13 protein-coding genes are annotated in these 15,216 nt (G+C 49.8%); 10 read left to right on the top strand and 3 right to left on the bottom strand.

What is annotated here, in order from left to right; genetic code table 11:
- The first annotated feature begins 188 nt into the window (after positions 1–188).
- The 4 genes from ACPAOP_RS04415 (at position 189) to ACPAOP_RS04400 (ending at position 6,245) form a co-directional block, all read left to right on the top strand.
- Positions 189–3,101, top strand: a complete 2,913-nt coding sequence (locus ACPAOP_RS04415; RefSeq protein WP_423681421.1) for a ribonucleoside-diphosphate reductase subunit alpha — start codon at positions 189–191, stop codon at positions 3,099–3,101.
- Positions 3,102–3,239: 138 nt separating this feature from the next.
- Positions 3,240–4,415 (top strand): ribonucleotide-diphosphate reductase subunit beta, encoded by a 1,176-nt coding sequence (locus tag ACPAOP_RS04410; RefSeq protein ID WP_423709459.1) that lies wholly within the window; start codon positions 3,240–3,242, stop codon positions 4,413–4,415.
- 424 nt (positions 4,416–4,839) lie between these two features.
- Positions 4,840–5,607 carry a histone gene (locus tag ACPAOP_RS04405; protein WP_423681417.1) on the top strand — a complete coding sequence of 256 codons (768 nt, stop codon included), beginning with the start codon at positions 4,840–4,842 and terminating at the stop codon, positions 5,605–5,607.
- A gap of 89 nt (positions 5,608–5,696) precedes the next feature.
- Complete coding sequence (locus tag ACPAOP_RS04400) at positions 5,697–6,245, top strand: YggT family protein (protein ID WP_423681415.1); 549 nt, start codon at positions 5,697–5,699, stop codon at positions 6,243–6,245.
- Positions 6,246–6,255: 10 nt separating this feature from the next.
- Here ACPAOP_RS04400 and ACPAOP_RS04395 read toward each other — a convergent pair whose 3' ends face one another.
- The gene (locus tag ACPAOP_RS04395; protein ID WP_423681413.1) at positions 6,256–7,260 is read right to left on the bottom strand and encodes a LacI family DNA-binding transcriptional regulator; all 1,005 of its coding nucleotides are present in this window, start codon (positions 7,258–7,260) and stop codon (positions 6,256–6,258) included.
- Positions 7,261–7,347: 87 nt separating this feature from the next.
- Between ACPAOP_RS04395 and ACPAOP_RS04390 the strand changes: the two genes are divergently transcribed.
- Positions 7,348–8,640 (top strand): amidohydrolase family protein, encoded by a 1,293-nt coding sequence (locus ACPAOP_RS04390; RefSeq protein ID WP_423681411.1) that lies wholly within the window; start codon positions 7,348–7,350, stop codon positions 8,638–8,640.
- An 83-nt stretch (positions 8,641–8,723) separates the two neighbouring features.
- Here ACPAOP_RS04390 and hemL read toward each other — a convergent pair whose 3' ends face one another.
- Both hemL and thiD read right to left on the bottom strand, forming a co-directional pair.
- Positions 8,724–10,004 (bottom strand): glutamate-1-semialdehyde 2,1-aminomutase, encoded by a 1,281-nt coding sequence (gene hemL / locus ACPAOP_RS04385; protein WP_423709458.1) that lies wholly within the window; start codon positions 10,002–10,004, stop codon positions 8,724–8,726.
- Between the two features lie 67 nt (positions 10,005–10,071).
- Positions 10,072–10,890 (bottom strand): bifunctional hydroxymethylpyrimidine kinase/phosphomethylpyrimidine kinase, encoded by an 819-nt coding sequence (gene thiD / locus ACPAOP_RS04380; protein WP_423709457.1) that lies wholly within the window; start codon positions 10,888–10,890, stop codon positions 10,072–10,074.
- 174 nt (positions 10,891–11,064) lie between these two features.
- Between thiD and ACPAOP_RS04375 the strand changes: the two genes are divergently transcribed.
- The 5 genes from ACPAOP_RS04375 to ACPAOP_RS04355 all read left to right on the top strand — a co-directional run bounded on the left by ACPAOP_RS04375 (position 11,065) and on the right by ACPAOP_RS04355 (position 15,182).
- Complete coding sequence (locus ACPAOP_RS04375) at positions 11,065–11,217, top strand: rubredoxin (protein ID WP_186883314.1); 153 nt, start codon at positions 11,065–11,067, stop codon at positions 11,215–11,217.
- Between the two features lie 138 nt (positions 11,218–11,355).
- A complete protein-coding gene (locus ACPAOP_RS04370) occupies positions 11,356–11,757 on the top strand; it encodes a response regulator (RefSeq protein ID WP_423681406.1) in 402 nt (133 codons plus the stop codon).
- Positions 11,758–11,783: 26 nt separating this feature from the next.
- Positions 11,784–12,149, top strand: a complete 366-nt coding sequence (locus tag ACPAOP_RS04365) for a response regulator transcription factor (RefSeq protein WP_423681405.1) — start codon at positions 11,784–11,786, stop codon at positions 12,147–12,149.
- Between the two features lie 54 nt (positions 12,150–12,203).
- A complete protein-coding gene (locus tag ACPAOP_RS04360) occupies positions 12,204–12,788 on the top strand; it encodes a chemotaxis protein CheW (RefSeq protein ID WP_423709456.1) in 585 nt (194 codons plus the stop codon).
- Positions 12,789–12,845: 57 nt separating this feature from the next.
- On the top strand, positions 12,846–15,182 hold the full coding sequence (locus tag ACPAOP_RS04355; RefSeq protein ID WP_423681402.1) for a methyl-accepting chemotaxis protein: 2,337 nt from the start codon (positions 12,846–12,848) through the stop codon (positions 15,180–15,182).
- Positions 15,183–15,216 lie beyond the last annotated feature (34 nt).

The following is a 15,216-nucleotide window of genomic DNA, read 5'->3' as shown; positions in this document are numbered from 1 at the left end:
TGTTTTGCCTTTCTTGCTTCACCTTCCCCGATTTAGCAGCAATTGATTTGAAAATGAAGAAATAACACGGCCTTTTTCCGTGTAAAAGCTAGTTTGTAATAAGGCGCAACATTCAGTTAACCCGAGCGTGGTCATGATCTGACTGAGATCATGAAGCGACTCACGATATCACCGACTCTGGAGGTTCAATGCACTCTTCAATGGAAACATCAACGCCATCTCATTCCGACCTAAGCTCTGTAGGCGCTAACGCCGTTCAGACAGGAGCCAGCACCGGATACAGCGAGCACAGGGTCATTCGCCGGAATGGTGCAGTAGTTGGTTTTGAGCCGCAAAAAATTGCGATTGCGATGACAAAGGCTTTTCTTGCCGTCAACGGTGGTCAGGGGGCCGCATCTGCCCGTATCCGCGAACTCGTTGAACAACTGACGGCGACTGTTGTTGCGGCATTACTGCGCAGACAGCCAACCGGTGGCACGTTTCACATTGAAGATATTCAGGATCAGGTTGAGCTGGCACTGATGCGCTCCGGTGAGCATGATGTTGCCCGTGCCTATGTGCTGTATCGCGCGAAGCATCAGGAAGAGCGCCGCCTGCAGCGTGAAGCACAGCAAGCTTCTCAGGCAAAACTGCCGAAAATTCATGTGGTCATTGATGGCGAAAAAGTGATCCTTGATATTGAAAAAGTCCGCACCCTGATTACTGCTGCCTGTGTCGGTCTGGACAAACTGGTGGATGCTGAAGCAATTCTGACCGAAACACTGAAGAACCTGTACGACGGTGTGCCTGTCGAGGAATTACATAAATCAGCAATTCTGGCAGCGCGGGCGTTGATGGAAAAAGAACCTGCTTACAGTCAGGTAACTTCCCGTTTGTTGTTGCATACAGTACGTAAAGAAGTATTCGGTAAGGAGGTCGCTCAGCAGGATGCGGCAGCTGAATATATTACTTATTTTCCGCAATTTATCCAGAAAGGTATCGCGGCGGAATTGCTGGATACCAAATTAGGGGAATTTGATCTGGAGCGCCTGGCTAAAGCCTTGGTTGCTGAACGTGATTTGCAATTCAGTTATATCGGTTTGCAAACTTTGTATGACCGCTATTTCCTGCACGTCCGGGGCACCCGTATCGAAATGCCGCAGGCTTTCTACATGCGTGTGGCAATGGGGCTGGCGCTGCAAGAAAAAGACCGTAACGCCCGTGCGATCGAGTTCTACCATCTGTTGTCGAGTTTTGATTTCATGAGTTCGACACCGACGCTGTTTAATTCAGGTACACAGCGTTCGCAGTTATCGTCGTGCTATCTGACGACTGTTTCTGATGATCTGGCCGGTATTTATGATGCACTCAAAGAAAACGCCTTGCTGGCGAAATATGCAGGTGGTCTTGGGAATGACTGGACTCCGGTACGTTCGCTCGGCGCGCATATCAAAGGCACGAATGGCAAATCTCAGGGCGTGGTGCCGTTCCTGAAAGTGGTTAACGATACTGCGGTTGCGGTCAATCAGGGTGGTAAGCGTAAAGGTGCTGTCTGTGCTTACCTCGAAACCTGGCATATGGATATTGAGGAGTTCCTCGATCTGCGTAAGAACACTGGTGATGATCGTCGTCGCACGCATGACATGAATACAGCCAACTGGATTCCGGATCTGTTCATGAAGCGCGTGATGGAAAAAGGCGAATGGACCCTGTTCTCACCATCGGACGTACCGGATCTGCACGATAAATTTGGTAAAGCATTTGAAAGCGCTTATCTTGCTTACGAAGCGAAAGCGGCTTCCGGAGAGATTGAATTATCTAAAAAAGTGCCTGCGCTCGACTTATGGCGCAAGATGCTGTCCATGCTGTTTGAAACAGGTCACCCGTGGATCACATTCAAAGATCCTTGCAATATCCGTAGCCCGCAGCAACATGTAGGTGTAGTGCACTCATCGAATCTGTGTACTGAGATCACACTTAATACCAATGAGAGTGAGATCGCCGTATGTAATCTGGGTTCCGTCAATCTGCCAGCACACATGAAGAACGGCAAACTGGATCACGTCAAACTGCAAAAGACTATCCGTACTGCGATGCGTATGCTGGATAACGTGATTGATATTAACTACTACGCTGTACAGAAAGCGCGCGACTCTAATCTGCGTCACCGTCCGGTCGGCATGGGTATTATGGGCTTCCAGGATTGCCTGCACATGATGCGTGTTCCTTATGCATCGAATGAAGCGGTGCAGTTTGCCGATACCTCTATGGAAGCCGTTTGCTATTACGCTTACCTGGCGTCGACAGAACTGGCGGAGGAGCGCGGTGCCTATAGTTCATACAAAGGCTCGCTGTGGGATCGTGGCATTCTGCCTCAGGACTCATTGAAGCTGCTGGCAGAAGAGCGTGGCGGTTATCTGGAAGCAGATTTTAGCGAAACCATGGATTGGACCATCGTTCGCAACCGCATTAAGCAATTCGGTATGCGCAATTCCAACTGCGTCGCGATCGCGCCGACGGCAACAATTTCTAACATCATCGGTGTCTCAGCGTGTATTGAGCCGACCTATCAGAATCTGTATGTGAAGTCGAATTTGTCCGGTGAGTTCACAGAGATTAATGAGCATCTGGTGCGCGACCTGAAATTGCGCGGCTTGTGGGATGAGGTGATGATCGCCGACCTCAAATATTTCGATGGTAGTCTGGCTCGCATTGATCGCATTCCTCAGGATTTGCGTGAATTGTATGCGACTGCATTTGAGATCAGCCCATCATGGTTGGTTGAGGCTGCTGCGCGTCGTCAGAAATGGATAGATCAGGCGCAATCCCTGAATATCTACATGGCAGGCGCATCCGGTAAAAAACTCGACGAGACCTACAAGCTGGCCTGGTTGCGTGGTCTGAAAACGACTTATTACCTGCGTACGATAGGTGCGACGCATACAGAAAAATCGACATCGAAAACCGGTGCGTTGAATGCGGTTGCGGTGGATGGTGGTGCGGGTGCGTTCAGCGCAGCACCGGTTGCGGCAGTGCCGGCAGTCGCTCCTGAAGCAGACGGTGCAGCTTGCTACCTTCGTCCAGGTGACCCCGGTTTTGAAGAGTGCGAAGCTTGTCAGTAATGATGTCGGCGTTCCGATGGGAGCGGAAGTATTAACCAACTGAGCTGCAAGCGAACGGTGTGAGACGTCCATCGTTCGCCCTATGCTGCACATGTGTGTCGAGGCATAAAAAGCAGTGTTACTTTGTAAGGAATAAAAATGTTATCTTGGGATGATGAACCCTCGCCAGCTGCAGCAACGCCATCAGCCGTGCGCCCGGCAGGCAATGATGCACAGGCAGGTTTGCAATTGCAGGAAGTTGCGCTGAACCCGGCACTGGTAAAAAAAGCCGGAGCTGCGAGTGCAGAAGATATGGCGCGTCGCGTCAATGCTGCAGACAAACGGATTATCAATGGCCAGACTGACGTGAACCAGCTGGTGCCGTTCAAGTATAAGTGGGCGTGGGATAAATATCTGGCTGGCTGCGCGAATCACTGGATGCCGCAGGAAATCAATATGCAACGCGATATTGAATTGTGGAAAAATCCGAACGGACTGACGGATGACGAACGTCGCCTGGTGACACGTAATCTCGGGTTTTTCGTGACTGCAGATTCTCTGGCTGCAAACAATATTGTGCTGGGTACTTATCGTCACATCACCGCGCCGGAATGCCGTCAGTACCTGTTGCGTCAGGCATTTGAAGAAGCGATTCACACACATGCGTACCAGTACATCGTTGAATCACTGGGCTTGGATGAAGGCGAAATTTTTAATGCTTATAACGAAATCGAATCGATCCGTGACAAAGATCAGTTTCTGATTCCATTCATCGATGTGTTGACGAATCCTGAATTTAAAACAGGCACCACTGAAGCGGATCAGACTTTGCTGCGTTCACTGATTGTATTTGCTTGTCTGATGGAAGGCTTGTTCTTCTACGTCGGTTTCACACAGATTCTGGCGTTAGGGCGTCAGAATAAAATGATGGGCGCGGCAGAACAGTATCAATACATTTTGCGTGATGAATCGATGCACTGCAACTTCGGTATCGATCTGATCAACACAATTAAAATGGAAAACCCGCATTTGTGGACCGCAGAATTCAGAGACGAAATTAAATCGTTGTTTTTGCGCGCGGTGGAGTTGGAATATCGCTACGCAGAGGATACAATGCCGCGTGGAGTGCTTGGATTAAATGCGCCGATGTTCAAAGGATATTTGCGCTTCATTGCAAATCGCAGAGCACAGCAAATTGGTCTTGATGTTTTGTTCCCTCAGGAAGAAAATCCTTTCCCATGGATGAGCGAAATGATAGACCTGAAAAAAGAGCGCAATTTTTTTGAGACGCGCGTGATTGAGTATCAAACCGGGGGAGCCCTCAATTGGGAGTAGCTGCTGAATATAGCGCCCCGGCTTCCTGAAAAAGGAATACTCACGGTTTGCACGAGATGTAAAACTCGAGAGGCCTCACCAAACTGAATGGACAGTCACAGATTAAATTACTTGTACTGTTAGTGCCGCAATACCTGGCCATGTCGGGTATTGCGGTTTTTGGCTTTGTATCTTGAGTTCTTGAATATTATTGACATACGCAATGTGCGGGTGTTTCAGATTGACCGCATCAGACGGTGATCGCAGAGTAAAAAATTATGGCTGAAGTGCTGCATCACATTGAGGGCATGCAGCAGTTCAGCCGGTGCCGAATTCATTAGCGCAAACATCGTTTATGTTTGTGCCCATGAATAATCCGCTTGAAAGGATAGAGCGGATTTAATTTTTATCCGATTTTTTCCATCTCTATCGAAGGAGAAACAAAATGGCAACAGCACCAAAAGCGGCAGCGGCCGATTCCGCCTCTGCGAAAAAGACAACAGCAAAAAAAGCTGTTGTTAAAAAAGTAGCAGCGAAGCCAGCAGCAAAAGCAGCGGCGAAACCAGCAGCTAAACCAGCAGCGAAGAAAGCTGTCGCTAAAGTTGCAGCAAAACCAGCAGCGAAAAAAGTAGCGGCGAAGCCAGCAGCAAAAGCAGCGGCGAAACCAGCAGCGAAGAAAGCTGTCGCTAAAGTAGCAGCAAAACCAGCAGCGAAAAAAGTAGCAGCGAAGCCAGCGGCAAAAGCAGCGGCGAAACCAGCAGCGAAGAAAGCTGTTGCTAAAGTAGCAGCAAAACCAGCAGCGAAAAAAGTAGCAGCGAAGCCAGCGGCAAAAGCAGCGGCGAAACCAGCAGCGAAGAAAGCTGTCGCTAAAGTAGCAGCAAAACCAGCAGCGAAAAAAGTAGCAGCGAAACCAGCAGCGAAGAAAGCCGTCGCTAAAGTAGCAGCAAAACCAGCAGCGAAAAAAGTAGCGGCAAAGCCAGCAGCAAAAGCAGCGGCGAAACCAGCAGCGAAGAAAGCTGTCGCTAAAGTAGCAGCAAAACCAGCAGCGAAAAAAGTAGCAGCGAAGCCAGCGGCGAAAGCAGCGGCGAAACCAGCCGCGAAAAAAGTTGCAGTGAAAAAGGCAGCTCCAGCTAAGCCAGCGACTCCTGATGCAAAAACAGTCGTCAGCCCTAATGCTGCGTGGCCTTTCCCAACTGGCAATCGTCCGGCGTAATCCGGTACTGCTTGGTCGCCTGATTTTATTCAGGCACAATACCCACTATGTGATGATTCACTTGGTGGGTTTTTTTTTGAGGATAACTCGTGTTGCATGGAATTTTTACTCTCGTCATCGATATCGTGACTGGCTTATTTGCCGGATTTTTGCTGTTGCGTTTCTGGATGCAAGTGCAGCGGGTCCGCCCGCCTGCAGGTCTGGCGCAGGCTATTTTTCAGATGACAGACTGGCTGGTGCATCCAATACGTCGTGTCATACCGGGATATCGTGGCTATGACTGGGCAACGATGGTTGGTGTTTTTCTGACTGCGCTGTTATCAATGGTGCTGGACTTCTGGTTGTTATCTGAGGTTTCAATCACCACGATTGTGTTACTCATGGTGTTTCGCGTGTTGCAGTGGATACTGTACGGTCTGATGGCCTTACTGGTACTTGAAGCAATTTTCAGCTGGGTGAATCCTCATGCACCGCTGGCCCCCTTCGTCCGAGCGTTGAATGAACCTTTGTTATCCCCTTTCCGTAAGGTATTGCCTTCGTCGGGTAGCCTGGATTTCTCTCCTTTGCTGGTGTTGATTTTATTGCAGATACTGAGCAGGGTACTTAATGAAGTGATGCCGCGCCTGTTGATGCTGTAACGCTATTGACTTACTTTTCCGGGCAGGCGGTCGATTGGCGGATGACCAGTTGTGATCTCAGCATTTCGCGTCGCAGTGGCAGGGCAGGATTGGTAATTCTGGCGACCAGAACCTGCGCAGTGAGTTGCCCTATATCGTGTTTGGGCTGAGCGATGGTTGTCAATGGCGGGGTGCTGAACGAGGCCAACGCAATATCGTCGTAGCCGATGACAGAGAGTTGTTGCGGTATTTTTACACCAGCTTCATTCGCTGCACAGATACCGCCGATAGCCATCAGATCATTGCTAACAAAAATCGCAGTCGGTCTTTCTGGTAAAGCCAATAACTGTTTAAATGCATGAAATCCTCCCTGGCTGGTAAAGTCGCTATGGATCAGATATTCAGTGCGAAATTCCAACTTTGCTTCGGCTAATGCGCGTAAATAACCTGTGACCCGCCCACCGCTCGGCAGCAGCGTGTCCGGTCCGGCAACGCAGGCAATCCGGCGATGTCCTAATCCGATCAGGTAGCGGGTCGCATCATAGCCACCCTGTGCGTGATCGGCTTCAATTAAATCGGCCGCAACGCCTGCTACTTCGCGGTCAACCAGTACTTTCGGTATGCCTTCATCGGCCAGTAATTTTGTTAATTCTTCGTCTGAACCTGATGGCACCAGAATCAGACCGTCAATACGCTTCTCCATCAGTACGCGGATATAAGCGGCCTGCTTTTTCGGGTCATCATCGGAATTACACAGAATAATGTTGTAGCCGAGTTTGAACGACGCATCTTCTATACCCTGAATCACTTCGGCAAAATACGGATTGGAATTATTCGGAATCATCATACCGAGGGTATGCGTCCGGTCATTTTTTAAACTGCGCGCGACCGCGCTGGGAATGTAGCGCAATTCTTTGATGACAGAGAGGACGCGTTCTCGGGCGTCATCGCTGACAACACGGGTATTATTGATTACATGCGAAACGGTAGTCGTTGATACGCGCGCTTTTTCCGCGACCTGCTTCATTGTTGCCATAAAAATTCCTGCTTTTCGATGATGAGATTATGACGCAGGATAGCGGCAGCGTTTAAAATTTTTGCAAACTTCCAGAAAGGGATTCCTATGCATGATCTTATGATCCGGAACGCGAATTTGCCCGATGGGCGCTGTGGTATCGATATTCTGGTACGGCAGGGCAGGATAGAAGCAATGGAGCAGCACTTACCGGTGACTGCTGTTCCTGAAATTGATGCAGAAGGAGATTTACTCAGCCCACCGTTTGTTGATGCGCATTTCCATATGGATGCTGTACTGTCGTATGGTTTGCCACGAGTGAGCCAGTCTGGCACCCTGTTAGAAGGGATCGCCTTGTGGGGCGAACTTAAGCCGGCGCTGACGCAGGATACCTTGATTGCCAGAGCAATGGAGTATTGCGACTGGGCTATCGCCAAAGGTTTGCTGGCGATACGTTCCCATGTTGATATCTGCGATGATCGCTTGCTGGCGGCTGAGGCTTTACTAGAGGTAAAGCGGCAGGTGGCACCGTATATCGATTTGCAGTTGGTGGCATTTCCGCAGGATGGCTTGTTACGTAGCCCGACTGCATTCGACAATCTGAAACGCGCGATTGCGATGGGTGTGGATGTGGTCGGAGGCATTCCACATTTTGAGCGGACGATGGCAGAAGGTGCTGAATCGGTACGCCTGTTATGTGAGTTCGCCGCAGAAAAAGGTCTGCGTGTCGATATGCATTGCGACGAATCCGATGATCCCTTGTCTCGTCATATAGAAACCCTGGCATTTCATACGCAGCGCCTCGGTTTGCATCATCGGGTGACGGGATCGCATCTGACATCAATGCATTCGATGGATAACTACTATGTCAGTAAGTTGTTGCCTCTGATGCGCGAAGCAGGTGTCGCTGCCATTGCCAATCCCTTGATTAATATTACTTTGCAAGGCCGTCACGATACTTACCCGAAACGTCGCGGCATGACGCGGGTGCCGGAAATGCTGGCGGCGGGAATCGATGTGGCTTTCGGACATGATTGCGTGATGGATCCCTGGTATAGCCTGGGGTCTGGTGACATGCTGGAAGTGGCGAGCATGGGCTTGCATGTTGCACAGATGACCGGCCAGCAGGCGATGCGGCAGTGTTTTGATGCTGTGACTAAAACGCCCGCCAAAATCATGGGACTGGAAGGCTATGGTTTGCAGCCGGGTTGCTTTGCTGATTTCGTTATTCTTGATGCTGCCAGCAGTATCGAGGCGTTACGTTTGCGCCCGGTGCGACGCTACGTGATTAAACGCGGCCAGATCATCAGTGAAACACCAAAACAGGAAGCGCTGCTGCATTTATCCGGCAAAGAAACGCGGGTGAGTTTCAGAAGGCAAGGGGATGGAAAAGGCGCGTAAAAAAGGAAGGGAAAAACTGGACTCTGAATATTCACGCGGCTGCCAGGCTATTTTTGCTCTGTCAGCCGCGTAAATATTAGGAGTTACAGTTTTGAAAATGCCTGTTTTGCTGCTGCTATCGTCGTCTCAATAATCGCGTCGTCATGCGCGATCGAAACGAAGCCGGCTTCAAAAGCCGATGGTGCGAGATACACGCCAGCATCCAGCATCAGATGGAAGAAGCGGTTAAATTTATCTTTGTCCGTCGCCATCATGGCTGCATAGGAGTCGGGAATCTGCGCGGCGAAATAAAGGCCAAACATGCCGCCGACCGCATCGGCACAGAAGTCAAATCCTGCTTGCTTCCCTGCCGCAGTCAGACCATCCGCGAGTTTGCGTGTTTGTGCGGTTAATTGCTCGTAAAAGCCAGGTTGTTGGATGATCTTCAATGTTGTCATGCCCGCCGCGACGGCGACCGGGTTGCCTGACAAAGTCCCCGCCTGATAGACGCCGCCGAGTGGTGCCATGTGCGCCATGAGATCGGCGCGCCCGCCAAATGCCGCGACCGGTAAGCCGCCACCGATGACCTTGCCCATACAGACCAGATCGGCCTGTATTCCGAACAAGGCTTGCGCACCCTGTAATCCGACGCGGAAGCCGCACATCACCTCGTCAAAAATCAGCACACTGCCATACGCAGTACAAAGGCGGCGCATGGTTTGCAGGAATTCTGGGGTGGCACGGATCAGATTCATATTGCCCGCAACTGGCTCAACGATAATGCAGGCGATCTGATCACCGATTGATTGGAATACGTCTTCCAATTGCTGGCTGTTGTTATAGTCGAGCACCAGCGTATGTTTGCTGAAATCTTCCGGAACGCCAGCGGATGTCGGGTTGCCGAAAGTCAGTAAGCCGCTGCCAGCCTTCACTAACAACGAATCGGCGTGGCCGTGGTAGCAACCCTCGAATTTAATAATTTTGTCGCGTTTAGTCGCGCCGCGGGCGAGGCGCAAAGCGCTCATCGTCGCTTCTGTTCCACTCGATACCAGGCGGATTTGTTCTACCCCTGGAACGATGTTGCAGATTTCTTCTGCCATCAGCACTTCGCCTTCGGTCGGCGCGCCAAAACTCAGTCCACGGGCAGCGGCTTCCTGCACTGCCTTTACCACATCAGGGTGCGCATGGCCGACAATGGCAGGTCCCCAGGAACCGATATAGTCGATGTAACGCTGATCTTCTGCGTCCCAGAAGTAGGGTCCTTCAGCACGAGTGATAAAGCGTGGCGTGCCTCCGACGGAGCGAAAAGCTCTGACCGGAGAATTGACGCCACCTGGGGTGGTTTTTTGCGCACGGGCAAATAGGGTTTCGTTTTTATTCGTCATGATAGAAAGGGTGATTAATTCGGGTGGAGTTAGCGTTGAATGAAACATTCATTCATAAAGGGTGGATTCAATGTTGTGGCTCTCTCGCCCAGAAGTAGCGGTCAGGAATCAGTTTTCCCATCCCCAATTGCTGCGCATGGCTTACAGCGGCCATGGTAAATTCCTGCGCTTCCATTACTGCCTCAGGAATGTCAAGACCGGTTGCCAGCAACGCGGTAATTGCTGCTGAAAGCGTTGTTCCTGCTCCGGCATGTGAGCCCGGCACGCGTTGCCAGACATCTCTTCTGACAATCCCGGATTCGCTGTACAGCGTATTAGCGACCTCTCCGCTGCCACAAGGCGTTCCCGTTACAAAAACATATTCACAGCCTGAGTCTATCAAGGTCATCACGTCGGCCGTTAAGTCTTCAGGTTCTGCATTTTCCTTCCAAGTCTCTGCCAGACGCGACAGTTCCACTGCAGAAATCAGTAAAAGGGTTGCTTGCGGGATTAATAATTCCCGTATGGATAAAGTCAGATCTTCTGCATCGCTGATGTGATCCGTGATGGCAGTATTAAATGGATCCAGAATTAACGGCATTTCCGGATAATCAGAAACAATTTCCGCAATGGTCGTGACGTTATCCACACTGCCGACCTGGCCGACTTTGATTGTGAGCACCGGCATATCTTCCAGAACGGTTCTGGCCTGTTCATCAATTAGATCTGCATCCAGAGGAAGGATGCTGTCGACCTGCGAAGTATCACCAGTGAGTACGGCAGTTACAACCGGCAGTCCGTGGCAGCCCATCGCGGCAAAGGAGGCCAGATCTGCAGAAAGTCCGGTTGCTCCGACCGGGTCAGAGGCACCGAAACTAAGAATAATGGGAGAAATTTGGTTTTGCACGTTTGGTAGATTAATATAGGCGGCCTTGCAGAATCAGGGATGATTCATCAATTGAAATTACACAGGGACGCAGCTTTTTTTGCAATTTCATGCAGGGTACACAATATTTTACTTGATAGAAGGATTTTAGTCGTGAGTGATAGTGCAGGTGGAAAGCCACAGTATAAAACATGGATGTGTCTGATTTGTGGCTGGGTTTATGATGAAGAACAAGGTTCCCCCGAAGATGGTATTCCTGCCGGCACTTTATGGGATGATGTGCCCATGAACTGGACTTGTCCTGAGTGTGGTGCGCGTAAAGAAGATTTTGAAATGACGGCGATTTAATCGAAAATGTGACTTTTTGGCTATTAAAGTGTGTCTTTTTGGCTATAAAGAATGTTTATTCCAAGGAAATAAACGCCAGATCGAAAATTTTTTTGTTAAAGTGCAAGCTTGCTATTTTTCTGTCGGGAAGATGATTTTATGTCAGCGTTGGCAAGCAATGAAAACTTGAAAATCATGGTTATTGACGATAGCAGCACGATACGTCGGTCGGCAGAGATATTCCTTGGACAAGCGGGTTATACCATTGTCCTGGCTGAGGATGGCTTTGACGCACTAGCAAAAATCAACGACTCTCATCCTGACCTGATTTTTTGCGACATTCTGATGCCAAGGCTGGATGGTTATCAAACTTGTGCTTTGATAAAGAAGAGCGTCAAATTCAGGGATACACCGGTCATCATGTTGTCATCCAAGGATGGTTTGTTTGACAGAGCGCGTGGTGCCATGGTTGGTTCGGATGAGTATCTGACCAAGCCCTTTACAAAAGATAGTCTTTTGAGAACTGTGCGGAATTACACCTCTGGTGCGCAGGAAAAATGATTCAGTTTCATGTGAGGAATTAGCGAATGGCTATTCAAAAAATACTAATAGTAGATGACTCTCCAACAGAGCGTTATTTTTTAACAGAGGTTCTGGTCAGAAATGGTTTCTCTGTATCTACCGCTGAAAACGGCGAGGAAGCCCTGACAAAAATTAAAGCAGATAAGCCTCAGTTGATTCTGATGGACGTGGTAATGCCTGGGCAAAATGGTTTCCAGATTACGCGCGCCATTGCCAAAGATCCTGAAACACAGGATGTGCCGATTATCATCTGCACCAGCAAAAATCAGGAAACAGACCGTATCTGGGGATTGCGTCAGGGCGCTAAAGATTACCTGGTAAAGCCGATTGATCCGCAAGAGTTGCTGGCTAAAATTGCCGCTCTTGGTTAATGATCTGCATATACGCTGCTTGTCTCTATTTTTAAGAAATACCCGGATTGCCTCATGACTACTACTTTGAGTGACCCCGCCGCTGCCAAGCTGGACATTACCAAGTCAGACGGCGGCGTGCGACGCACGCGCTTGCGTGAGTTTCAGGCGCAGTTGGTTGAGCGTATGCAGGCCGCGCAGCGCGGTGGTTTTTCCAAGCTTAGTCAACTGGGGATTGTTATTGGGCAGCAGCGTTATTTGCTTGATTTGCGGGAGGCCGGCGAAATCGTCAGTGCCACGTCACTGACCGATGTTCCTTTGACCAAGGATTGGTATGTCGGTTTGTCAAATATTCGCGGTAACCTGACCAGTGTCGTTGATTTATCGCGTTTTCAGGGGCTCGAACTGACGAAGCTTGATAATTCCTGCCGTATTGTGGCTTTCGCTCCTGCCCTGGGATTTAATAGTGGTTTGCTGGTATCGCAGGTTCTGGGTTTGCGTAACCTTGCTGAGATGGAAGAGATTTCATCGAGTGAGACTGATGGCAATGGCCGGGAATGGTTGCAAAGACGGTTTCGTGACCGTGATGGTAATGTGTGGCATGAACTTAGCCTGGCTGCGTTAGTGCAGAATCAGGATTTTCTGCATATAGGTTTATAGTCAGAACTTCATTTGAAGTACCGCTGACAGATATTCAATCGTTTAGGAGATTCAGTAATGGCATTGAAACTACCGTTCTTGTCCAAAGGAAAAGAAAATCCGGAAATTGACGGAGCAGAAGTTGCGGCAAGGTCATTCGGTAATGCTGGTTCGGTTGAAGTTGAGGAGGCCAGTAACGTGAAAATGTTAACGCCAGAATCAGCTCAGGAAGGCGAGCAGAAACAAACGACAACTGACTTCGATACGACTCATAATCGCGCCGATGCGACATTTATCGGTGACGCCCTCGAAAAAGGTGGCGATATTCATTTGCCGATTATCGGCAAAATGTCTCTGCAAAGGCAAATGCGCATTTTGTCCACAACCATGGTTGGTGCGTTGGTGGCGGGTGCGTTTTTTGTTTGGCTCAATGCGAACCACTCAGCTCTGATCTCCACACAGGTGCAGATTTCCGGTGACGTACTGATGCATTCTCAACGTATTGGTAAAGCAGCACCAAACTCGATTCAGGGTAATGTCCAGGCTTTTAAACAGCTGGAAGACAGTCGCAAAGAAATTAATAATGATCTGAAAATCCTGTTGGATGGTGGTACTTATCAGGGGCGCGACGTTAAGTCTGCAGACTCCACTCTGGAGCCAGTGTTAAAAGAGACGATCAAAGCCTGGCAAAATTCCAATAAAGCAGCGGAAACAATTCTGGCTCGTCGCCAGGAGCTGACCGGTTTTGGTCAGACTCTGCAAAAGCTGAACTCCTTGTCCCCGGTCCTGTTGGAACTGACCGAACAGATTTCCACACTGAAGGTACAAGGTGGCGGATCTGCGCGGGAGATTTCTGCATCAGGTCAGCTGGTCATGCTGACTCAGCGTCTGGGTCGTAGTGCGAATGAATTTTTGACGTCCGAGGGTGTTAATCCTGAGACCGCTTTCCTGTTGGGTAAAGATACGAATACTTTCCGGGACCTGGTTGACGGCTTTCTCAATGGTAGTGAGGTTCTTCGTCTGACGCCGACGAAAGATGCTGATACACGCGAAAAACTCGAAGAATTGAAAAAAGCTTTTGCTGAATATCAGGCTTCGGTATCCACTATTCTGGGTAACCTGCAAAACTTCATTGCTGCTAAACAATCCGAACAGTTATTGTTTAATGAAAATGAGGATCTGAAAGCCAAACTGACCAAGTTACAAAAGACTTATACGGATCAGCAGGATTCCACCAGTTTTTCTTTCTGGCTGATGTTGATCTCTGCAGCCGTTGCGTTAGCGTCTGCGGTTGGTATTGCCTTGGTTCTGTTGCAGGATAGCCGTAATCGCGCTAAAGAAGCGAATGAACGCCGTCAGGAAGCTGCGGAGCAAATGTTGCTGGCGAAAAAACAAGAGGAAGAAGCGAAAGCTGCAAATGATCAGAACCAGGCCGCGATTTTGCGACTGATGAATGAGTTGCAGGAGGTTGCGGACGGTGACTTGACTATTCAGGCGACGGTTTCTGAAGACATTACCGGTGCGATCGCTGACTCGGTTAACTATACGGTGGAAGAGTTGCGTGGACTGGTCGGCCGGGTTACCACAACAGCTGAACAGGTTACTTCTGCATCGAATCAGGCGCAGGACATTTCGACTAACCTGCTGGAAGCGTCAGAACAACAATCGCGCGAAATTTCTGATGCTGGTCAGGTCGTTCTGACGATGGCGCAGGATATTACCGACGTCTCGCGTTCTGCGAATGAATCTGCAGAGGTTGCACGTCAGTCGGTTGCGGCGGCGGAACAAGGCGCGCACGCGGTGGAAGACGCGATCAAAGGTATGAACGAGATTCGCGAACAAATTCAGGAAACCTCTAAACGTATTAAACGTCTGGGTGAATCTTCTCAGGAAATTGGTGAGATCACCGAGCTGATTTCTGACATTACCGAACAGACGAACGTGCTGGCGCTGAATGCTGCGATTCAGGCAGCGTCTGCGGGTGAAGCGGGGCGCGGCTTCTCGGTGGTTGCGGAAGAGGTGCAGCGTCTGGCGGAACGTTCAGCAGAGGCTACCAAGCAGATTGGTGCGCTGGTGCGTACGATTCAGACGGATACCCACGACGCCGTTGCGGCGATGGAAAAATCCACGCAGGGTGTGGTTGAGGGAGCGAAACTGTCCGATGCGGCGGGTACAGCGTTGTCTGAAATCCGTAGCGTTTCGAACCGTCTGGCGGAACTGATTCAGGGGATTTCTCTGGCGACCGAGCAGCAGGCGACATCAGCTAACGGCGTTGCGCAAAATATTCAGCACATTCTGACTATTACTGAACAGACCCAGAGCGGCACACAGCAAACTGCAGAGTCGATTAAGCAATTGTCTCTTTTGGCCGAGGAACTGAAGAACTCCGTATCCCGTTTCCGTGTAACTGCCTGATTTTCCAGTCTATGGGCTGTATAAATGGCCCTAT

Source organism: Undibacterium sp. WLX3042 (assembly GCF_049544825.1).
Classification (GTDB): Bacteria; Pseudomonadota; Gammaproteobacteria; order Burkholderiales; family Burkholderiaceae_D; genus Undibacterium.
Note: the sequence above shows the minus strand (reverse complement) of the source record. Positions and strands in the feature narration are given on the sequence as shown.